We start from the raw sequence: 21,418 nt of genomic DNA on the forward strand, positions 1-21,418 counted from the left end.
AGTGGCGCACGGCCGCCTCGCCGCGACGCTCGGTAGCGGCCCGTCGTACACTGGTCGGTCCGGCACGGCCGGTCGCACCCCCACCCGGGGCCGCGGCCGGCCCTCTTTGGCCTCCGAGGCCGGACACGGCCGGCGACCTTTCACGAGAGGGGCAAGGATGACCAGCAGCATCCCCGCGCTCGGCACCCGGACGGCCGAGGGAACCACCACCCTGCAGGCCGTGCTGCTCGACATGGACGGCACACTCGTCGAGACCGAGGGCTTCTGGTGGGACGCCGAGGTGGAGGTCTTCGCCGAACTCGGCCACATCCTCCACGACCACCACCGCGAGGTCGTGGTCGGCGGCCCCATGAGCCGCAGCGCCGGCTACCTCATCGAGGTCACCGGCGCCGACATCACCGTCCCCGAGCTCTCCGTGCTCCTCAACGACCGCTTCGAGGAGATGATGGGCCGCGGGGTACCGCTGATGCCCGGAGCCGCCCGGCTGCTGGCCGAGCTGGCCGCGCACCGGGTGCCGACCGCGCTGGTCTCCGCCTCGCACCGGCGCGTCATCGACCGGGTCCTGGAGTCGGTCGGGGCCGGGCACTTCGACCTCACCCTGGCCGGGGACGAGCTGGAGCGGACGAAGCCGCACCCGGACCCGTATCTGATGGCGGCCGCCAAGCTGGGAGCCGACCCCGCGCGCTGCGCGGTGATCGAGGACACCCCGACCGGCGTGGCGTCGGCGGAGGCGGCGGGCTGCCCGGTGGTGGCCGTGCCCTCGGTGGTTCCCATCGAACCGGCCCCGCGGCGCCCCGTCGTCAGCTCTCTCGAAGAAGTCGACCTTCCCTTTCTGCACGGATTGATCACGGGAATGCACTGAACCGCACACGGTGCGTATGGTGGCGGAAAGAACACGACCGTCGGCGCCTGTCCGGTCATTTTCCGTAACGAATGCGCAGGGGGAATTCCCGGTGATCCGGCCGTGATCCCGCGGTGATCCCGCCGGAAATCCATGACGTGACCTTTCTCACGCCCGTGCCGGTCGACAAGGCTGGGTAGGAGTGCTCTCCCGAGTCCGTGGCGGCCCGGATGCGCACCCTTCTGTCCCCATAGGTGAGTTAACGCGGCAATCATTCCGGCGTCCGGATAGTGGACGGGGCGCGGCTGTTATCAGCGTGTTATGGAGCGTCAACTTCGCCCCGTTCCAGCATCCCTGGCAGCGCCGACTAATGTTTCGCCAGAACTTCACCACAGCCCCTGTGACCAGCGTGCCGAGGTCGGTATGGTCCCCGGGACGGATCGCAATGCAGGAGAACCCCGACGATGAATCGCAAGACTCTGGCACCGCCGGCCGCCATCGGCTTGCTGGTGCCGGTCCTGGCCGCTTGCGGTGCCACGGGGGGATCCGCGGCGGACGGCGCGATCGTCGTCGGCACCACGGAGCAGTTCGTCCTCACCAAGGACAACCCGGCGCCCTTCGACCCCGCGCTGGCCTATGAAATGGCCTCCTGGAACGTCCTGCGCAACACCTTCCAGACGCTGATGGCCCTGCCCCGCTCCGGCAGTGAGCCGGTCCCCGAGGCGGCCACCAAATGCGGCTTCTCCGACCGGCGCAACGAGCAGTACCGCTGCACCCTGCGCGAGGGCCTGAAGTTCTCCAACGACAACCTCCTCACCGCCGAGGACGTGAAGTTCTCGGTCGAGCGGACCCTGGGGATCGAGGACCCCAACGGCCCGGTCTCGCTGATCTCGAACATCGACCGGATCGAGACCCTCGGGGACCTGGAGGTCGTCTTCCACCTCAAGAAGCCGGACGCGACCTTCCCGTACAAGCTCGCCACCCCCGCCGCCGCGATCGTGGACTCCCAGAGCTACAAGCGGGACGCGCTCCGCGACGGCTTCGAGGTGTCCGGCTCCGGCCCCTACACCCTGGAGACGAAGGAGAAGGACGGCTCCGTCCAGTCCCTCGTCTTCACTAGGAACCGGAACTACCAGGGCCAGGTCGAACTCCGGAACGACAAGGTCGAGCTGCGGATCCTCCGGGACTCCACGGCCATGGAGAAGGCCCTCAAGGCCGGCGAGATCGACCTGATGACCCGCAGCATGTCACCCGAGCAGATCGCCCGGCTGGCGAAGGGCGAGGACAAGGACATCGAGCTGGTCGAGATGCCCGGCCAGGAGATCCGCTACCTCGTCTTCGACACCGAGCACCCGGTGGCCGGCCGGAAGGCCGTACGGCGGGCGGTCGCGCAGATCGTCGACCGCCAGGAACTCGCCCGCGACGTGTACGCGCGCAGCGCCCAGCCGCTCTACTCCATGATCCCGAGCAGCGTCGACGCGCACCTCAACTCCTTCTTCAACCGGTACGGGGAGCCCGACGCCGACGCCGCCCGCAGGACCCTGGCCTCCGCCGGTGTCGAGACCCCGGTGAAGCTGGAGCTGACCTACACCACGGACCACTACGGCCCGGCCACGGCCATGGAGTTCGAGAGCCTGCAGAAGCAGCTGAACAGAACGGGTCTCTTCGACGTAACGATCAAGGGCGTCCCGTGGAAGACGTTCCGCCCCAGCCAGACGGAGGGCGAGTACGCCGTCTACGGCATGGGCTGGTTCCCGGACTTCCCCGACCCCGACAACTTCACGGCTCCGTTCTTCTCCGAGGACAACTTCCTCAACAGCCCGTACGACAACAAGGAGATCCACAGCCAGCTGATTCCGGAGACCCGGCAGCAGGCCGAACGGACCGGCGCCACCAAGAGTTTCGAGGAGATCCAGGACATCGTCGCCGAGGACGTGCCGCTGCTGCCGCTGTGGCAGGGCAAGCAGTACGTCGCCGCCCGGAACACCGTCACCGGTGTGGAGTGGGCGCTGAACTCGTCGTCGGTCCTGCAGCTGTGGGAACTCGGCCGCACGGTCGGCTGAACCTGACCAGTCGTGGCACCGACGGGGGCCGGTGCCGATCGAGAAGAGTGTGAGGAATGTGCGCGTGAGGATACGTCATCACCTGCTCGCGGTCCCCATCGCGATGGGACTGCTGGCCGGTTGCGGCGGGGGGGACGCCGACTCGGCCGGTACGGGCGAGCCGATCGTCATGGGAATGACGGACGAGATCGCGGCGACCGACCCGGCCTCCGGCTACGACCCCGGCTCCTGGCTGCTGTTCAACAACGTCTTCCAGTCCCTGATGAGCTTCCCCCGGGGCGGTACGACACCGCAGCCCGAGGCGGCCGAGCGCTGCGGCTTCGACGACGGAGCCAGCAAGGTCTACCGCTGCGAGCTCAAGGACGGGCTGACGTTCAGCAACGGCAACAGCCTGACCTCCGAGGACGTTGCGTTCTCCTTCCGCCGGACGCTGAAGATCAACGACGAGAACGGCCCGGCCGTCATGCTGACGTCGATCGACAAGGTCGAGACCCCGGACGAGAAGACCGTCGTCTTCAAGCTCAAGTTCCCCGACGCCACCTTCCCCATGAAGATCGCCTCCGGCGCCGGCTCGATCGTGGACCACCGCGAGTACGAGATGGACAAGCTCCGCACCGACGGCAAGGCCATCGGCTCGGGTGTCTACAAGCTCGACTCCTACACGCCCGAGAGCGAGGCGAAGTTCTCCGTCAACCCGGACTACAAGGGCCCCGCCAAGGTCAAGAACTCCGGCATGACGATGAAACTCTTCAACGGCGACCAGGCCGCCCTGAAGAGCGCCCTGCAGGAGGGCGAGGTCGACCTCGCCTACCGTGGTCTCTCCATCAAGGACATCAACGAGCTGGAGACCGCCACGACCGACGAGAAGAACGGCCTGGAGGTCATCGAGGGCACCAGCGCCGAGGTCCAGCACCTGGTCTTCAACGTCGACGACCCGGTCATCGGCAAGGAGGGCGTGCGCAAGGCCATCGCCTATCTCGTCGACCGGAGCGCCCTGGTCCGCGACGTCTACAAGTACACCGCCAAGCCGCTGTACTCGATCGTCCCGGCGGGCATCACCAGCCACAACACGGCCTTCTTCGACGTCTACGGCGACCGTCCGCAGCGGGACAAGGCCGAGGAGGCCCTCCGCGGGGAGGGCATCACCGGCCGGCTCAAGGTCACGCTCTGGGCCACCCCCACCCGCTACGGCCCCGGCACCGTCCCCGGATTCCAGAAGCTCGCCCAGCAGCTCAACGCCAGCGGGCTGTTCGACGCCGATGTGAAGAGCGTCGAACTGGAGGAGTACGAGGAGGGCATCAAGAACGGCGACTACGGCATCTACGTCAAGGGCTGGGTGCCCGACTACCCGGACCCGGACAACTTCACCGCGCCGTTCTTCGGCGAGGGCAACGTCCTCTCCAACAACTACGAGTCCAAGCGCATCGTGAAGCAGCTCATCCCGAGCACCGCCGCGGAGGCCAACCGGGCCGCGACCGCCGCGAACTTCGGCGAACTGCAGGACATCGTCGCCGAGGAACTGCCGGTGCTGCCGCTCTGGCAGGGCAAGCAGTACGCCGTGGCGCACCGGGACGTCGCCGGCCTGGAGTGGTCGCTGGACGCCTCGACCGTCTTCCGCTTCTGGGAGATCAGCAAGATCCAGGACTGACCGCGGCGTCCCGCCGCACCACCCGGCCCGACGCGAGAGGGGCCGGCCCGAACCCGGGCCGGCCCCTCTCCGCGCGAGCCGCTCACCCGGCGCCGGGCCGCACCAGTCCGCTCTCGTAGGCGTAGACCGCCGCCTGCACCCGGTCCCGCAGACCGAGCTTCGTCAGCACATGCCCCACATGGGTCTTGACCGTGGTCTCGCTGACGAACAGATCGGCCGCGATCTCCGCGTTGGAGAGCCCCTTCGCGACCAGCTTCAGCACCTCGACCTCGCGGTCGGTCAGGGTGTGCAGCGTGTCGGGCACCGGCTCCTCGCCCGAGGGCAGCTTCGCCGCGTACTTGTCGAGCAGGCGGCGGGTGATGCTCGGCGCCAGCATGGCCTCGCCCGAGGCGACGACCCGGATCGCCTGCACCAGCTCCTGGGCGGGGGCGTCCTTGAGGAGGAAGCCGCTCGCCCCGGCGCGGAGCGCCTCGACCACGTACTCGTCGAGGTCGAACGTGGTCAGGACCAGCACCTTCGCCGGCCCGTCCCGCCCCGGGCCGGTGATCTGCCGGGTGGCCTCGACCCCGTCCATCCGGGGCATCCGGATGTCCATCAGCACCACATCGGGCTGCAGGGCCCGGACCTGGTCCAGGGCCTGCAGCCCGTCACCGGCCTCGCCGACCACGGCGATGTCCTGTTCCGCCTCCAGGATCATCCGGAAACCGGTGCGCAACAGCGGCTGGTCGTCGACCAGGAGGACACGGATGGCCACAGCAGGACTCCTTCGTTAGACGCCGCCCATTCTGCCCTGGCCCGGTACCCGAGGGCCGCCCGGTTCCCCGGACGGGACCGCCACGGGCAGCAGCGGGTAGGGCGGGGGCGTACCGCCGAACTCCGGGCACACCGCCCGGTGATCGCACCAGTCGCACAGCCGGTTCCGCCGGGGCCGCCAGTCCCCGGAGTCCGTCGCCCGGCGGATGGCGTCCCACAGGGCCAGCAGCTTCCGCTCGGTGGCCCGCAGGTCCTCCTCGGCCGGGTCGTACGTCAGGACGTCCCCGCTGCCGAGGTAGACCAGCTGCAGCCGGCGCGGCACCGTGCCCCTCAGCCGCCAGAGGACCAGCGCGTAGAACTTCATCTGGAACAGCGGTCCCGCCGCGTACTCCGGGCGCGGGGCCTTCCCCGTCTTGTAGTCGACGATCCGCACCTCACCACTCGGCGCGACGTCCACCCGGTCGATGATGCCGCGCAGCCGGAGCCCGGAGTCCAGCGTGGTCTCCACGAACAGCTCCCGCTCCGCCGGTTCCAGCCGGGCCGGGTCCTCCAGCGTGAACCACCGCTCCACCAGCCGCTCCGCCTCGGCGAGCCACCCGGCCAGCCGCGCGGGGGCCGCGGCCCCGCCGTCCCCCTCGCCACCCGGAGCGCCGTCCGCGCCGCCGTCCTCCGCCTCGCCGTCCTCCCTGTCGCCGTCCTCCGCGAAGAGCCCGGCCAGCTCCGGCCGCGCCGTCAGCAGCCGCTCCCACTCGCCGGGCACCAGTGCCCGGGCCCGCGGCGCCGTCCGCTCCGCCGCGGGGGCGTCGAACAGCCGCTCCAGCACCGCGTGGACCAGCGTCCCGCGGGCGGCCGCCTCACTCGGCTTCTCCGGCAGCCTGTCGATCACCCGGAAGCGGTAGAGCAGCGGGCAGGTCATGAAGTCGGCTGCGCGCGACGGCGACAGCGACGCCGGCGGCGCGGCCGCCGCGCCGGGCCCGCGGCCGGTCCTCCGGCCGCCCCGTCCGGCGCCGGTGTGCTCGGTGCTGGTGTCCATGGCGTACGACCCTACGGCCCGGGACCGACACCGGTCCGCATACCATCGACGGCAGACCTCCTCGGGCCGCCCGTTCGCGGAACCGGACGACCGCGGCGCGGGGGAACGAGCGACGAAGGGACACCGTGGACGAGAGCGGCGAGAGCGGGAAGCCGCAGTCCGGCGGCGGGGGAGCGGCGGGCGGCGACGGCGAGCCGAAGCGGCCGCGCGGAACGGGTGGCGGCATCCTCATGGGCCGCCCGTTCGGGGTGCCCGTCTACGTCGCCCCCAGCTGGTTCCTGGTGGCCGCCCTGATCACCTGGGTCTTCGGCGAGCAGCTCGAACGGGTGCTGCCCGAACTCGGCAGCCTCCGCTACCTGGTCTCGCTCTTCTTCGCGGTCGCCTTCTACGGGTCCGTGCTCGTCCACGAGCTGGCGCACACCGTCGTCGCGCTCCACTACAAGCTGCCGGTCCGCCGCATCCAGCTGCAGTTCTTCGGCGGGGTGTCGGAGATCGAGAAGGAGTCCGAGACCCCGGGCCGGGAGTTCGTGCTCGCCTTCGTCGGCCCGCTGCTCTCCCTCGCCCTCGCCGGGGTCTTCTACCTCGGCATGTACGCCGTCGAGCCCGGCACCGTCCCCGGCGTGCTGCTGGCCGGCCTGATGATCTCGAATCTGATCGTCGCCGTCTTCAACCTGCTGCCCGGACTCCCCCTGGACGGCGGCCGGATGCTCCGCGCCGTCGTCTGGCGGGTCACCGGCAGGCCGATGACCGGCACCGTCGCCGCCGCCTGGACCGGCCGGGCCCTCGCGGTCGCCGTCCTGGTCGGCCTGCCGCTGCTCACCCACTCCGGCAGCCTCGGCAACCCCCCGGAGGACATCGGCGGGGTCGACACCATCACCGACGCGCTGCTCGCGGCCATCCTCGCGGCGATCATCTGGACCGGCGCCGGCAACAGCCTGCGCATGGCCCGGCTCCGCGAGCGCCTCCCCGAGCTCCGGGCCCGCAACCTCACCCGGCGCGCGGTCCCCGTCACGGCCGACACCCCGCTCTCCGAGGCGCTGCGCCGCGCGAACGAGGCGGGGGCCCGGGCCCTCGTGGTGGTCGACGGCCAGGGCGAGCCCACGGCCCTCGTCCGCGAGGCCGCGATCGCCGGGGTGCCCGAGCACCGCCGTCCCTGGATCGCCGTCGGCGGCCTCGCCCAGGACCTCAAGCCCGGCCTGCGGGTCTCGGCGGACCTCGCCGGGGAGGACCTCCTGGAGACCCTGCGGGCCACGCCCGCCACCGAGTACCTGGTCGTCGAGGAGACCGGCGAGGTCTACGGCGTCCTCTCCACCGCCGACGTCGAACGCGCCTTCGTCTCGGCGATGGCCCGCAACCCCTGACCCGCCCGGCCCCCGCGGCCGCCGGCGCGGGGGCCGATGCCCGCCGCACCACCGTGGCAGGACGGCCCCGTGCCGACCGGTAGGCTGGTCACATGTCCGAACCGACCGGTGCCGCCCGCCGCCGCGGGCCCTTCAAGGTCGGGGACCAGGTCCAGCTCACCGACCCCAAGGGACGCCACTACACGTTCACGCTCGAAGCCGGGAAGAGCTTCCACACCCACAAGGGTGCCTTCCCGCACGACGAGCTGATCGGCGCTCCCGAGGGCAGTGTTGTCCGTACCACCGGGAACGTCGCGTACCTCGCGCTGCGCCCGCTGCTCCCCGACTACGTCCTGTCCATGCCCCGCGGAGCCGCCGTGGTCTACCCCAAGGACGCGGGGCAGATCCTGGCGATGGCCGACATCTTCCCCGGCGCCCGCGTCGTCGAGGCCGGGGTCGGCTCCGGCTCCCTCAGCACCTTCCTGCTGCGGGCCATCGGCGACCAGGGCATGCTCCACTCCTATGAGCGCCGCGCGGACTTCGCCGAGATCGCCGCCGAGAACGTCCGCCGCTACTTCGGCGGCGAGCACCCGGCCTGGCAGCTCACGGTCGGCGACCTCCAGGACAACCTCTCCGACACCGAGGTCGACCGGGTCATCCTCGACATGCTCGCCCCCTGGGAGTGCCTGGACGCCGTCTCCAAGGCCCTGGTCCCCGGCGGCATCCTCTGCGGTTACGTGGCCACCACCACCCAGCTCGCCCGCACCGTCGAGGCGATCCGGGAGCACGGCACCTTCAACGAGCCGACCGCCTGGGAGACCATGGTCCGCACCTGGCACGTGGAGGGTCTCGCGGTCCGTCCCGACCACCGCATGATCGGCCACACCGGCTTCCTGCTCACCGCCCGCCGCCTCGCGGACGGCGTGGAGCCCCCGCTGCGCCGCCGCCGCCCCGCCAAGGGCGCGTACGGCGAGGACTACACCGGCCCGGGCTCGTCCAGTGGCGGCGCCGCCGCGGCTGACGCCCCACCCCCGCCCGACGACACCCTCCGCCGCCCGCTTCCCACCGGGAAGACCGGGCGGCGGAGTTTTGGGTAAACCTTTGGCCACGCTTAACGGCGTGCTGTGGCCCTGCCGTTCCCGGCCGGTGTGAGATATGGCACGATGCAGGCCATCCCCATCCGCTCCGGATTCCAGGAGACACAAGCGCGTGCAGGCCCCGGCATGCCCTCAGCCGTCAGCGCCCCCGTCCTCGAAGCCCACCGCGGAGCTTCCGCACACCCGGACCCGGCCGGTGCACTGGCTCACCACGGCCACGGCCCTCGCCGCCGTCCTGGGGGCCGCCGCCCTCGTCCAGCCGCCGGACGCCACCGCCACCCCGCCGGTCGCCGCCCGGCAGGCGGCGGGTGAGTCCGCCGCCGGCGAGCCCGCGGCCGCCCCCGACGCGAAGGCCGCCGACTATCCCCTGGAGTGCGGCGGCGGGGAGACCGAGGTGGTCGACGAGGGCTCCGCCGATCTCGACGGCGACGGCCGCCCGGAGACCGCCGCGGTCGTCCGCTGCGCCGCCGGCATGGGCACGCCCCCGCACGGCGTGTACGTCCTCGGGTCCGGCTCCGGCGGCGGGGCTCCCCGGGTCCTGGAGACCCTCGTGGACCCGGCGGAGAAGATGAACATCACCGACTTCGCGGTCGGTGGCGGAGAGATCTCCGCGACCCTGCTCGGCTACTCCGCCTCCGACGTCCCCCGCTGCTGTCCGGATCTGGAGCGGAAGGTCGCCTGGCACTGGCGCGACGGGAAGTTCCGGCTGACCGCCCTGCCCGTTCCCGGAAGTGTGTGACCGGTCACTCAGCGTCAGGGCCGTACAACTCAACCTTGTCCGAAATCCGCCGTACGTGAATACAGTCGCCCGGGCATTCCTTGGCGGAATCGACCACTTCGCGGAGGAGTGGAAGCGGCACGCGCGTGGTGGCGCCGGCCTCCGTGAGCAGCTCGTCGCCGGCGTCCTTCACATAAGCGAGTCCGTCGATGTCGAGTTCGAAGACCTCGGGCGCGTACTGGGCGCAGATGCCGTCGCCGGTGCACAGATCCTGGTCGATCCAGACCTCCAGCTCCGGCTGAGCCGTGTCCGCCGCGGTCTCGGCGGCCGTCTCTTCCTGCACGCTCATCTTGTCTGCCGTTCCCTGCGTCGGTGAATCAATTGAAGCCAGCTCTGACGGGTGTTGACCGTCCCGACGATACAACCGGCTGCTTCCGGATGCTGTTGGGTGGGTATTCCCTGGCGTGAGGGAGTACGCAAGGGTGAAGATCGGACACGCCCCTACCGTCTTTGTGATCTAGGGGTTTCAACCTGCACCGGCCCAGGTAGGGTCAGGAAGCGTCCAGCTCCCCTTGGAGGAGGTGAGGACCGTGGCAGCCCACGACGACGACATCAACCGCGGCTTCCGGCCGGGGCGAGGGTCCGAGGACCCCGCCGGCCAGGTTGCCTATCTCGAGCAGGAGATCGCCGTCCTGCGCCGCAAGCTCGCCGACTCTCCGCGCCACACGAGGATTCTCGAAGAGCGGATCGTCGAGTTGCAGACCAATCTGGCCGGGGTGTCCGCCCAGAACGAGCGGCTGGCGGGCACGCTCCGTGAAGCCCGCGACCAGATCGTGGCCCTCAAGGAGGAGGTCGACCGGCTCGCCCAGCCGCCGGCCGGCTTCGGGGTCTTCCTGCACGCGAACGAGGACGGCACGGCCGACATCTTCACCGGAGGCAGGAAACTCCGGGTCAACGTCAGCCCGAGCATCGAACTCGACGAGCTCCAGCGCGGCCAGGAGGTCATGCTCAACGAGGCGCTCAACGTGGTCGAGGCCATGGAGTTCGAGCGCGCCGGGGACATCGTCACCCTCAAGGAGATCCTCGAGGACGGCGAACGCGCCCTGGTGATCGGCCACACCGACGAGGAGCGAGTGGTCCGGCTCGCCGAGCCGCTGATGGGCATCACCATCCGCGCCGGCGACGCGCTGCTGCTCGAACCCCGCTCCGGCTACGTCTACGAGGTCGTGCCCAAGAGCGAGGTCGAGGAGCTCGTCCTCGAAGAGGTCCCGGACATCGACTACGACCGGATCGGCGGCCTGGGCAACCAGATCGAGCTGATCCGGGACGCGGTCGAGCTCCCGTACCTCCACCCCGACCTTTTCAAAGAGCACGAGCTGCGGCCGCCCAAGGGCGTCCTGCTCTACGGCCCGCCCGGCTGCGGCAAGACGCTCATCGCCAAGGCCGTGGCCAACTCCCTCGCCAAGAAGGTCGCCGAGGTCACCGGCCGGCCCGCCGGCAAGAGCTACTTCCTGAACATCAAGGGCCCCGAGCTGCTCAACAAGTACGTCGGCGAGACCGAGCGGCACATCCGCCTGGTCTTCCAGCGGGCCCGTGAGAAGGCGAGCGAGGGCACCCCCGTCATCGTCTTCTTCGACGAGATGGAATCCCTCTTCCGCACCCGGGGCTCCGGCGTCAGCTCGGACGTTGAGAACACCATCGTCCCCCAGCTGCTCGCCGAGATCGACGGTGTGGAGGGCCTGGAGAACGTCATCGTCATCGGCGCCTCCAACCGCGAGGACATGATCGACCCCGCGATCCTGCGCCCCGGCCGCCTCGATGTGAAGATCAAGATCGAGCGCCCGGACGCGGAGGCCGCGAAGGACATCTTCCGGAAGTACCTCAAGCCGTCGCTCCCGCTCCACTCGGACGACGTCGCCGAGCACGGCGGCTCCCCGGCCGCGGCCGTCGACGGCATGATCCAGTCCGTCGTCGAGCAGATGTACGCCGAGTCGGAGGAGAACCGCTTCCTGGAGGTCACCTACGCCAACGGTGACAAGGAGGTCCTGTACTTCAAGGACTTCAACTCCGGCGCCATGATCCAGAACATCGTGGACCGGGCCAAGAAGATGGCGATCAAAGCCTTCCTCGACCACAACCAGAAGGGCCTCCGGGTCTCCCACCTGCTCGCCGCCTGCGTCGACGAGTTCAAGGAGAACGAGGACCTTCCCAACACCACCAACCCCGACGACTGGGCCCGCATCTCCGGCAAGAAGGGCGAGCGGATCGTCTTCATCCGCACCCTCGTCACCGGAAAGCAGGGCGCCGACACCGGCCGTTCCATCGACACCGTCGCGAACACCGGTCAGTACCTGTAAACCACGCCCCGGCTGCGGATGCCCCCGGCGGGCATCCGCAGCCGAGTGCGTTCCGGCAATGAATGAAATGATCTCCCCACCACCCTCACGGCGTTCTAGGCTTTCGGTACCGCCGAGCCGCGCGGTGCGGGGACGGGCACCGCACGCGCATCGGAGAGGCAGCGGTACTTGAGCGCCGACCCCGTCCGGGGGCGGTGCCGGGCAAGGAGGGCCGCATGACCGTACGGCGAGTAATGGGCATCGAGACGGAGTACGGGATCTCCGTTCCGGGGCACCCGAACGCCAATGCCATGCTCACCTCGTCCCAGATCGTCAACGCCTACGCGGCGGCGATGCACCGGGCGCGCCGCGCCCGCTGGGACTTCGAGGAGGAGAACCCGCTGCGGGACGCCCGCGGCTTCGACCTCGCCCGCGAGACGGCGGACTCGAGCCAGCTCACCGACGAGGACATCGGCCTGGCCAACGTCATCCTGACCAACGGCGCCCGGCTCTACGTCGACCACGCGCACCCCGAGTACAGCTCCCCGGAGATCACCAACCCGCGCGACGCGGTGCTCTGGGACAAGGCGGGGGAGCGGATCATGGCGGCCGCCGCAGAGCGCGCGGCCCAGCTCCCCGGCGCCCAGCCGATCCACCTCTACAAGAACAACACCGACAACAAGGGCGCCTCCTACGGCACGCACGAGAACTACCTGATGAAGCGGGAGACCCCGTTCTCGGACATCGTGCGGCATCTGACGCCCTTCTTCGTCTCCCGGCAGGTCGTCACCGGCGCCGGCCGGGTCGGCATCGGGCAGGACGGCCACGAGCACGGCTTCCAGCTGAGCCAGCGCGCCGATTACTTCGAGGTCGAGGTCGGACTGGAGACGACCCTCAAACGGCCGATCATCAACACCCGCGACGAGCCGCACGCGGACGCCGAGAAGTACCGCCGGCTCCATGTGATCATCGGCGACGCCAACCTCTCCGAACTCTCCACCTATCTCAAGCTCGGCACCACCTCCCTGGTGCTGTCCATGATCGAGGACGGCTTCATCGCCGTGGACCTCGCCGTCGACCAGCCCGTCCGCACGCTCCACCAGGTCTCCCACGACACCTCGCTGCGCAAGGCGATCACCCTCCGCAGCGGCCGGACGCTCACCGCCCTCCAGCTCCAGATGGAGTACTACGAACTGGCCAGCAAGTACGTGGAGGACCGCTACGGCTCCGACGCGGACGAGCAGACCCGGGACGTGCTCACCCGCTGGGAGGACGTCCTGAACCGCCTGGAGCGCGATCCGATGAGCCTGGCCGGGGAGCTGGACTGGGTGGCCAAGCGGGAGCTGCTGGAGGGCTACCGGCGCCGTGACAGCCTGGACTGGGACGCCCCCCGGCTCCACCTCGTCGATCTGCAGTACGCCGACGTGCGGCCCGACAAGGGCCTGTACAACCGGCTGGCCGCACGCGGCAGGATGAAGCGGCTGCTGGACGAGAACGAGGTCGAGCGGGCCGTCGCACAGCCGCCCGAGGACACCCGGGCCTACTTCCGTGGCCGCTGTCTGGAGCAGTACGCGGACGACGTGGCCGCGGCCTCCTGGGATTCGGTGATTTTCGATCTGCCGGGTCGGGACTCGCTTCAGCGGGTACCCACCCTGGAGCCCCTGCGGGGCACCCGGGACCACGTCAAGGAACTCCTGGACCGGTGCCGCACCGCGGAAGATCTGGTCCGGGTGCTCTCCGGCGGCTGAAACGGCCCCGGCCAGGGAACCATGGGTATGACACCCGGCTCTCAGGAGAAGTGCGGGACAGCAGAGAGCCGATGTCGGACCCGCCTTGTAGGGTCTGATCTTGACCGTTCCAATCAAGCTGGGTCGAACCGAGCGGGGTGAGGGATATGGCGACGAAGGACACCGGCGGCGGCCAGCAGAAGGCCACGCGTTCCACACAGGAGACCGAGGAGACCACGCAGGAGGCGGAGGCCTCGGAGGATCTCAAGGAGCGCCAGGAGAAGCTGTCCGACGACGTGGACTCCGTCCTGGACGAGATCGACGACGTCCTGGAGGAGAACGCCGAGGACTTCGTGCGCAGCTTCGTGCAGAAGGGCGGCGAGTAGGCCGCACCCGGCACCGGAGGCGCCACGCCGCGTGGCGCCTCCGGTGCGCACGGGCACCGCGGCGTACGGCGCGTGCCCCCGCGTCCCAGAGGGCCGGAGGGCCTCCGGGGCGGCCGGCGGGCTCCTCCGTCCGCCGCGGCGGACGACCGCGGGCGTTCCCGGGGAGCGGCGCCGCACCGGACGCCGCTCCCCGGGATCCGCTTCTCCCGCGGAACATGTGGATCACGGCCGGGAGACGGGTAAGGTCCGGGACGTGCCGGGTTTTCACCGAACGACGCCCGGCACAGGGAAGTTCAGGGACCGGCCCGAGGCGATGTGCCGGGCCGCCGCATCTGTGGAAGGAAACGTGTGGAAGCCAACCCTCGCAAGCCCGGGCGTCTGCCGGCTGCCTTCCTGACCCCGGGGTCCTCCTCCTTCATGGACTTTCTCGCCGAGCACGAGCCGGAGCTGCTCCCCGGCCGCCGGCCGCTGCCCCCGGTGCAGGGCGCGATCGAGGCCCCGCACGGCACGACGATCGTCGCGGCGTCGTTCCCCGGCGGCGTGGTGCTCGCCGGTGACCGGCGGGCCACGATGGGCAACATCATCGCCCAGCGCGACATCGAGAAGGTCTTCCCCGCCGACGAGTACAGCGCCGTCGGCATCGCGGGCACGGCCGGGCTCGCGGTCGAGATGGTCAAGCTCTTCCAGCTGGAGCTGGAACACTTCGAGAAGGTCGAGGGCGCGCAGCTCTCCCTGGAGGGCAAGGCCAACCGGCTCTCCACGATGATCCGCGGCAACCTCGGCATGGCCCTGCAGGGTCTGGCCATCATCCCGCTCTTCGCCGGCTGGGACACCGACCGCGAGAAGGGCCGGATCTTCAGCTACGACATCACGGGCGGCCGCTCCGAGGAGCGCGGATACGCCGCCACCGGCTCGGGCTCCGTCTTCGCCCGCGGCGCCCTCAAGAAGCTCTACCGTGAGGACCTGACCGAACGCCAGGCCCTCACTCTGGTCGTACAGGCTCTCTACGACGCCGCGGACGACGACTCGGCGACCGGCGGACCGGACATGGCCCGCCGCATCTACCCCGTTGTCACGGTCATCACCGACGAGGGCTTCCGGCGGCTCCCGGAGGACGAGTCCTCCGAGATCTCGCGCGCGGTCCACGAGCGCCGGCTCGAGGAGCCGGACGGCCCGCGGGCCGCGCTCCTCTGAGGCCGGAGGACCGGAATGCACTTGTCACCGACACGGACAGAAAGGGACGGATAGCCGGTGTCGACACCGTTCTATGTCTCACCCCAGCAGGCCATGGCCGACCGCGCCGAGTACGCCCGCAAGGGCATCGCGCGCGGCCGCAGCCTCGTCGTCCTGCAGTACACCGACGGCATCGTGTTCGTCGGCGAGAATCCGTCCCGCGCGCTGCACAAGTTCAGCGAGATCTACGACCGGATCGCCTTCGCGGCGGCGGGCAAGTACAACGAGTACGAGAACCTCCGCATCGGCGGTGTGCGCTACGCCGACCTGCGGGGATACACCTACGACCGGGCCGATGTGACGGCCCGCGGGCTCGCCAACGTCTACGCCCAGACCCTCGGCACCATCTTCTCCAGCGCCGGTGAGAAGCCGTACGAGGTCGAACTGGTGGTCGCCGAAGTGGGGGAGACCCCCGAGGGCGACCAGATCTACCGGCTGCCGCACGACGGCTCGATCGTGGACGAGCACGGCTCCGTCGCGGTCGGTGGCAACTCCGAGCAGATCAGCACCTTCCTGGACCAGCGGCACCGGGACGGCATGACCCTCCCCGAGGCGCTCAAGCTGGCCGTCCAGGCACTCTCGCGGGACACCAACGGCGGCGAGCGGGAGATCCCCGCCGAGCGGCTGGAGGTCGCGGTCCTCGACCGCACCCGCCCGCAGAAGCGGAAGTTCCGCCGCGTCGAGGGCCGCGGGCTCTCCCGTCTCCTGGAGCCGGGCGGCGGCGCGTCCGCCGGTGACGCGGATGCCGCCGATGAGCCGGAGTCCGGCGACGACGGGGAGTGACCGCGCCCCGTGGCGCCCTCCGTGCCCCGGCGGGACCCTCGGTCCCGCCGGGGCACGGCCGTGTCCGCCGCCGAGCCCCCGGCCCCGCCGAGCCCCGGCTCCGGGCGCCCGCCGGGCGGGACGGATCCCCGTGCCGCCCGGCGCCCGCGGCGTCCTCGCAGCTCGCGTGGGGGTGCGATCACGCGCCGATGGCGGAAAGTGATCGGGAAAATGATCGGAACGGTGCTGCCGAACCCGGTTTCAGAGCGGGCCGCAAGGCGTAATGTTCAGGCATGGACCGCCGCATTTTCGGGCTGGAGAACGAGTACGGCGTCACGTGCACGTTCAGGGGACAGCGCCGGCTGTCTCCTGACGAAGTGGCGCGCTACCTCTTCCGCCGTGTCGTTTCCTGGGGCCGGAGCAGCAATGTCTTTCTGCGCAACGGTGCCCGCCTCTACCTGGACGTGGGTTCGCACCCGGAATACGCGACACCCGAGTGCGACAACGTGATCGAACTGGTCACGCACGACAAGGCGGGCGAGCGCATTCTCGAGGGACTGCTCGTCGACGCCGAGCGCCGCCTGCACGAGGAGGGCATCGCGGGCGACGTCTATCTCTTCAAGAACAACACCGATTCGGCGGGAAACTCCTACGGCTGCCACGAGAACTACCTCGTGGCCCGGCACGGGGAGTTCTCCCGGCTCGCGGACATCCTGATCCCGTTCCTCGTCACCCGGCAGATGATCTGCGGCGCCGGCAAGGTGCTGCAGACCCCGCGCGGTGCCGTCTACTGCGTCAGCCAGCGTGCCGAGCACATCTGGGAGGGCGTCAGCTCGGCGACCACCCGGTCCCGGCCGATCATCAACACCCGCGACGAGCCGCACGCCGACGCCGAGCGCTACCGCCGGCTCCATGTGATCGTCGGCGACTCCAACATGTCCGAGACGACCATGCTGCTCAAGGTCGGCGCCACCGACCTCGTGCTGCGCATGATCGAGGCGGGCACCGTCATGCGCGATCTCACCCTGGAGAACCCGATCCGGGCGATCCGCGAGGTCAGCCACGACATGACCGGCCGCCGCAAGGTGCGGCTCGCCAGCGGGCGGGAGGCGTCCGCCCTGGAGATACAGCAGGAGTACTACGAGAAGGCCGTCGACTTCTGCGAGCGCCGGGGCATCCGCACCGGCACCGTCGAGCGCGTGCTGGAGCTGTGGGGCCGGACCCTGGAGGCCATCCGGGACGAGGACCTCGACCGCGTCGGCACCGAGATCGACTGGGTGATGAAGTACAAGCTCCTGGACCGCTACCGGGCCAAGAACAACATCACCATGTCCCACCCGCGGGTCGCCCAGATAGATCTCGCCTACCACGACATCCACCGCCGCCGCGGGCTCTACTACCTGCTGGAGCGGCGCGGCCAGGCCGCCCGGGTCTGCAACGACCTCAAGATCTTCGAGGGCAAGTCGGTGCCGCCGCAGACCACCCGGGCCCGGCTCCGCGGCGACTTCATCCGCCGCGCCCAGGAACAGCGCCGTGACTTCACGGTGGACTGGGTGCATCTCAAGCTCAACGACCAGGCGCAGCGCACGGTCCTCTGCAAGGACCCGTTCCGGTCCGTGGACGACCGGGTGGAGAAGCTGATCGCCGGAATGTGACGGCGGCCGGCGGCACGGCGGCGGAGAGGTCCGGCTCATCCGGACCTCTCCGCCGCCGTGCCGCCCGTGGTTAGAGTGGCACCATCCGTTCCGTTCCCACCGCAGCCCCCCCAAGGAATTCACAGTGCGCCGAATCGCAGCCCTGCTGGCTGTTCCCCTGCTGCTCGTCTCCGTCGCGGCCTGCGGCGACGACGACCCGAAGTCCAACGGCAAGTCCGGTGCCGTCCCCGCAGTCTCCGGCGAGGACGGCAAGAAGCCGAAGGTCGCCAAGGGTGAGGGCGACCCGCCCAAGGGCCTGAAGGTCAAGGTCCTCAAGGATGGCAAGGGGGCGGAGGTGAAGAAGGGCGAGGCCCTGAACGCCCACTACCTGGGACAGACGTGGGAGGGCGAGGTCTTCGACAACAGCTACGACCGCGGCGAGCCGAGCACCTTCCAGATCGGCACCGGCAAGGTCATCAAGGGCTGGGACGAGGGCCTGGTCGGGCAGAAGCTCGGCAGCCGCGTCGAGCTCGTCATTCCGCCGGACAAGGGGTACGGAAAGCAGGAGCAGGCGAAGATCCCCGCCAACTCCACCCTCGTCTTCGTGGTGGACCTCAAGAAGGTCATGCCGACCCGGCCCGAGGGCAAGGCAGTCCCGCAGACCGACGCGGAGCTGCCGAAGGTCGGCACCGAGACCGACGACAAGGCGCCGAAGGTGACCATCCCCAAGGGGAAGGACGCGCCCGGGAAGGTCGTCACCAAGACGATCATCGAGGGCACCGGCAAGGAAGTGGGCGCGAAGGACACCCTGAACGTCCACTACGGTCTGACCCTGTGGAAGGACGGCAAGCCCGGTGGCGACACCTGGGCCCAGGGCACTCCGCAGGACGTCCCGATCGCCCAGATGCCCGGCTGGAGCGAGGGTCTCAAGGGCCAGAAGGCCGGGAGCAGGGTCATGCTCGTCGTCCCGCAGGACGAGCTGACCAAGGAGCAGCAGAAGCAGATCAAGTCCGACCTGGTCTTCGTCGTGGACATCCTCGGCATCGCGTGATCACGGCCTCTCCGCCGGGCTGTTACGGTTTCGCCGACAGAAATTCTTTCTAGGAGCAACTTCAGTGAGCATCGAGAAGCCCGAGATCGACTTCCCGGGCGGCGAGCCGCCGGCCGACCTGGAGATCAAGGACATCTGGGAGGGTGACGGCCCCGTCGCCAAGGCCGGGGACACCGTCTCCGTCCATTACGTGGGTGTCGCCTTCAGCACCGGTGAGGAGTTCGACGCGAGCTGGAACCGCGGCACGCCGCTGCAGTTCCAGCTCGGCGTGGGCCAGGTCATCAGCGGCTGGGACCAGGGCGTGCAGGGCATGAAGGTCGGCGGCCGCCGCCAGCTGACCATCCCGGCGCACCTCGCGTACGGCGACCGCGGCGCCGGGGGCGGCCGCATCAAGCCGGGCGAGACGCTGATCTTCGTCTGCGATCTCGTGGCGGTCTGACACACCGGCCGCTGCCAGGCCGTATCCCCGAGGGCCCGTGCCGTCAAGGCATGGGCCCTCGCTTTTGCCGGTGACCTCCGGAGCGGTACGGTCATCGGTCGGGGAGCACAACGAGAAAGGGCGTCGATGGCCATTGCCAAGGCCGAGCGGCTGATGAACCTGGCGCTGTGCCTGCTGGGCACCCGGCGTCCGCTCAGCAAGCGCGAGCTCCGGGCCTCCATCGAGGCGTACATCGAGGCCGCCACGGACGAGGCCTTCAACCGTATGTTCGAGCGGGACAAGGACGATCTGCGCGAGCTCGGCCTGGTCATCGAGACGGTCGAGGGCTTCGACGGCGACATCGGCTACCGTGCGCACCGCGACAGCAACCGGCTGCCGCCCGTCACCCTCGACGCCTCCGAGGCCGCCGCCCTGGGCCTGGCCGCCAAGGTGTGGCAGCAGGCCCGGCTGGCGGGCGCCGCCAGCGGTGCGCTGCAGAAGCTGCGCGCGGCCGGGATGCCGCTCGCCGAGGACGCCTACACCGGCCAGAGCGCGCTGGAACCGCGGATCCCGGCCCAGGAGCCGGCCTTCGAACCGCTGATGCTGGCCTGTCGCGACCGCCGCCCGGTGGTCTTCGACTACCGCAAGGCCACCGCCGCGCGCCCCGAGACCCGGCATGTCGAGCCCTGGACCCTGGAGTGCTGCCGCGGCCACTGGTATCTCGCCGGCTGGGACCGGGACCGGGGCGCCGAGCGGGTCTTCCGGCTCTCCCGGATCACCGGCCGGGTCAAGTCGCGCGCCGGTGCCTTCACCGCCGCGGTGCCCGACCACGTCACCGTCCGCGAGACGGTGGAGCGCTGGGCCGGAGAGGTCGCCACCAGCACGGCCCGGATCCGGCTGCGGACCGGCGCCGGCTATCCGCTGCGGTCGCGGGCCCTCTCGGTCCGGGAAGTGGGGGAGGGCTGGGACGAGCTGGAGATCCCGTACGGGCACGGACTGGACGCCTGGCTGGTGGAGTTCGGGCCCGATGTGGTCGTCCTGGAACCGGCCGAGCTGCGGACCGATGTGGTCGAACGGCTGCGCGCCGTGGCCAAGGGCTGAGAGACGCCGAGAGAACGAGGGACGACGAGACCGCCGATGGCCACCAACGCGATTGACCAGACCCGCCGGATGCTCTCCCTGGTGACCTATCTGCGCGAACGCCCCGGCGCCCGCGTCAGCGACGTCGCCCGTGCGTTCGGCATCACCGAGGACGAGCTCATCGCCGACCTCAACGTCCTGCCGATGTGCGGCACCAGCTTCCGCGGCGGCGACCTGCTCGACATCGACACCGACGGCGACCGCATCTGGTGGCGCAACCCGGACGCCGCCGGCAGCAGCTCCGGCGCTCCGCTGCGGCTGGCCGCCGACGAGGCCACCGCCCTGCTGGTGGCCGCCCGCGCCGTCGCCACCCTCCCCGGTCTGCGGGAGAGCGACCGGCAGGCCCTGCTGCGCGCCACCGCCAAACTGGAGGCGGCGGCCGGCGAGGCCGCGGGGGCCAGCTCCCGGCTGTCGGTCACCTTCGAGTCCGAGGGCGGGGTCTTCGCCGACGTCGACCGCGCCATCTCCGAGCGGCGCCGGCTGTGGCTGCGCTACTACTCGCCCGCCCGCGACGAGCTCACCGAACGCGAGGTCGACCCGATCCGGCTGTTCGCCGTCGGCCACACCTATATGGAGGCGTGGTGCCGGACCTCCGAGGCCCGGCGCACCTTCCGCCTCGACCGGGTCGCCGAGATCCGGCTGCTGGACGAGCCCGCGGACCCGCCGCAGCTCGAACTCCGCGATCTCTCCGAGGGGCTGGTCCAGCCGTCCGCCGAGGACCCGGAGGTCGTCGTCGAGGTCGGCCCCGGCGGGCGCTGGGTCGCCGAGTACTACCCGCACGACAGCGCCGAGGAACTCGACGACGGCGGGCTGCGGATCACCCTGCGCACCCCCGACCCCGCGAGCCTGCGCCGGCTCGCGCTCCGGCTGGGCGGTGACGGCCGCATCGTCTCGCCCGCTGACCTGGCCGAGAGCGCCCGGCTGGCGGCGGGACGGGCCCTGGCGGCCTACGGCGGATGACGAGACGGAGGACGGGGATGGAGACGGTGACCACCGCGGTGCTCTACAAGGCCGCGTGCCCGGACTGCCGGGGCCGGTTCGAGCTGGCCTCCGAGGCCATACGGCTGGCCATCGGCGCCAGCGACCGGACGACCTTCTACTCCTTCACCTGCCCCGACTGCGGGGCGGCGGTGCGCAAGCCGGCGGGGGAGCGGATCGTGGAACTGCTGACCGGCGGCGGCGTCCGCACGCTGCGGCTGCACTCCACCGTCTGACCGGCCCGGCGCCGCACGGTCCCG

General features: G+C 70.4%; 20 protein-coding genes. 17 read left to right on the plus strand and 3 right to left on the minus strand.

Translation table 11 applies throughout. The features are described from left to right. The first annotated feature begins 157 nt into the window (after positions 1–157). The 3 genes from E4N63_RS26765 to E4N63_RS26775 all read left to right on the plus strand — a co-directional run bounded on the left by E4N63_RS26765 (position 158) and on the right by E4N63_RS26775 (position 4,552). The gene (locus E4N63_RS26765; RefSeq protein ID WP_019708866.1) at positions 158–862 is read left to right on the plus strand and encodes an HAD family phosphatase; all 705 of its coding nucleotides are present in this window, start codon (positions 158–160) and stop codon (positions 860–862) included. A gap of 443 nt (positions 863–1,305) precedes the next feature. Beyond that, positions 1,306–2,904: an ABC transporter substrate-binding protein gene (locus E4N63_RS26770; protein WP_125623904.1), complete on the plus strand. Its 1,599-nt coding sequence runs from the start codon at positions 1,306–1,308 to the stop codon at positions 2,902–2,904. A 64-nt stretch (positions 2,905–2,968) separates the two neighbouring features. Next, positions 2,969–4,552 carry an ABC transporter substrate-binding protein gene (locus tag E4N63_RS26775; RefSeq protein WP_374112837.1) on the plus strand — a complete coding sequence of 528 codons (1,584 nt, stop codon included), beginning with the start codon at positions 2,969–2,971 and terminating at the stop codon, positions 4,550–4,552. 82 nt (positions 4,553–4,634) lie between these two features. On the opposite strand, the gene E4N63_RS26780 is transcribed toward E4N63_RS26775, so the two are convergent. Next, positions 4,635–5,306 (minus strand): response regulator transcription factor, encoded by a 672-nt coding sequence (locus tag E4N63_RS26780; RefSeq protein WP_019708863.1) that lies wholly within the window; start codon positions 5,304–5,306, stop codon positions 4,635–4,637. Between the two features lie 15 nt (positions 5,307–5,321). Then, entirely contained in the window at positions 5,322–6,338 is a 1,017-nt protein-coding gene (locus E4N63_RS26785; protein WP_374112838.1) for a RecB family exonuclease, read from the minus strand. A 125-nt stretch (positions 6,339–6,463) separates the two neighbouring features. Here E4N63_RS26785 and E4N63_RS26790 point away from each other — a divergent pair, with 125 nt between their 5' ends. From E4N63_RS26790 to E4N63_RS26800, 3 genes are all read left to right on the plus strand, one after another. Further along, positions 6,464–7,699, plus strand: coding sequence for a site-2 protease family protein (locus E4N63_RS26790; RefSeq protein WP_228429701.1), 1,236 nt, complete (start codon positions 6,464–6,466; stop codon positions 7,697–7,699). Between the two features lie 92 nt (positions 7,700–7,791). Further along, positions 7,792–8,775, plus strand: coding sequence for a tRNA (adenine-N1)-methyltransferase (locus E4N63_RS26795; protein ID WP_230241860.1), 984 nt, complete (start codon positions 7,792–7,794; stop codon positions 8,773–8,775). Between the two features lie 196 nt (positions 8,776–8,971). Beyond that, positions 8,972–9,514, plus strand: a complete 543-nt coding sequence (locus E4N63_RS26800; RefSeq protein WP_228429700.1) for a hypothetical protein — start codon at positions 8,972–8,974, stop codon at positions 9,512–9,514. Between the two features lie 4 nt (positions 9,515–9,518). On the opposite strand, the gene E4N63_RS26805 is transcribed toward E4N63_RS26800, so the two are convergent. After that, positions 9,519–9,842 (minus strand): ferredoxin, encoded by a 324-nt coding sequence (locus tag E4N63_RS26805; protein WP_125623900.1) that lies wholly within the window; start codon positions 9,840–9,842, stop codon positions 9,519–9,521. Between the two features lie 241 nt (positions 9,843–10,083). Between E4N63_RS26805 and arc the strand changes: the two genes are divergently transcribed. From arc to E4N63_RS26860, 11 genes are all read left to right on the plus strand, one after another. Next, on the plus strand, positions 10,084–11,850 hold the full coding sequence (gene arc, locus E4N63_RS26810; RefSeq protein WP_019708858.1) for a proteasome ATPase: 1,767 nt from the start codon (positions 10,084–10,086) through the stop codon (positions 11,848–11,850). Positions 11,851–12,065: 215 nt separating this feature from the next. After that, a complete protein-coding gene (gene dop, locus E4N63_RS26815; RefSeq protein ID WP_374112839.1) occupies positions 12,066–13,577 on the plus strand; it encodes a depupylase/deamidase Dop in 1,512 nt (503 codons plus the stop codon). Positions 13,578–13,723: 146 nt separating this feature from the next. Further along, positions 13,724–13,942 (plus strand): ubiquitin-like protein Pup, encoded by a 219-nt coding sequence (locus tag E4N63_RS26820; protein ID WP_019708856.1) that lies wholly within the window; start codon positions 13,724–13,726, stop codon positions 13,940–13,942. A 348-nt stretch (positions 13,943–14,290) separates the two neighbouring features. Beyond that, positions 14,291–15,136, plus strand: a complete 846-nt coding sequence (gene prcB, locus E4N63_RS26825) for a proteasome subunit beta (protein ID WP_230241861.1) — start codon at positions 14,291–14,293, stop codon at positions 15,134–15,136. Between the two features lie 57 nt (positions 15,137–15,193). Beyond that, positions 15,194–15,958 carry a proteasome subunit alpha gene (gene prcA / locus E4N63_RS26830; RefSeq protein ID WP_125623898.1) on the plus strand — a complete coding sequence of 255 codons (765 nt, stop codon included), beginning with the start codon at positions 15,194–15,196 and terminating at the stop codon, positions 15,956–15,958. Between the two features lie 272 nt (positions 15,959–16,230). Further along, positions 16,231–17,592, plus strand: coding sequence for a Pup--protein ligase (gene pafA, locus E4N63_RS26835; protein WP_019708853.1), 1,362 nt, complete (start codon positions 16,231–16,233; stop codon positions 17,590–17,592). A gap of 124 nt (positions 17,593–17,716) precedes the next feature. Next, positions 17,717–18,622, plus strand: a complete 906-nt coding sequence (locus E4N63_RS26840) for an FKBP-type peptidyl-prolyl cis-trans isomerase (RefSeq protein ID WP_230241863.1) — start codon at positions 17,717–17,719, stop codon at positions 18,620–18,622. Between the two features lie 64 nt (positions 18,623–18,686). Beyond that, positions 18,687–19,061, plus strand: coding sequence for an FKBP-type peptidyl-prolyl cis-trans isomerase (locus E4N63_RS26845; protein WP_019708851.1), 375 nt, complete (start codon positions 18,687–18,689; stop codon positions 19,059–19,061). Between the two features lie 126 nt (positions 19,062–19,187). After that, positions 19,188–20,141, plus strand: a complete 954-nt coding sequence (locus tag E4N63_RS26850; protein ID WP_230241864.1) for a YafY family protein — start codon at positions 19,188–19,190, stop codon at positions 20,139–20,141. 36 nt (positions 20,142–20,177) lie between these two features. After that, a complete protein-coding gene (locus tag E4N63_RS26855; protein ID WP_043463413.1) occupies positions 20,178–21,140 on the plus strand; it encodes a YafY family protein in 963 nt (320 codons plus the stop codon). Beyond that, positions 21,137–21,394, plus strand: coding sequence for a hypothetical protein (locus E4N63_RS26860; RefSeq protein WP_125624557.1), 258 nt, complete (start codon positions 21,137–21,139; stop codon positions 21,392–21,394). The genes E4N63_RS26855 and E4N63_RS26860 overlap by 4 nt, the downstream gene beginning before the upstream one ends. Positions 21,395–21,418: the final 24 nt, after the last annotated feature.

Source organism: Streptomyces sp. MNU89 (assembly GCF_020982505.1).
In the GTDB taxonomy this organism is placed as follows: Bacteria; Actinomycetota; Actinomycetes; order Streptomycetales; family Streptomycetaceae; genus Streptomyces; species Streptomyces xinghaiensis.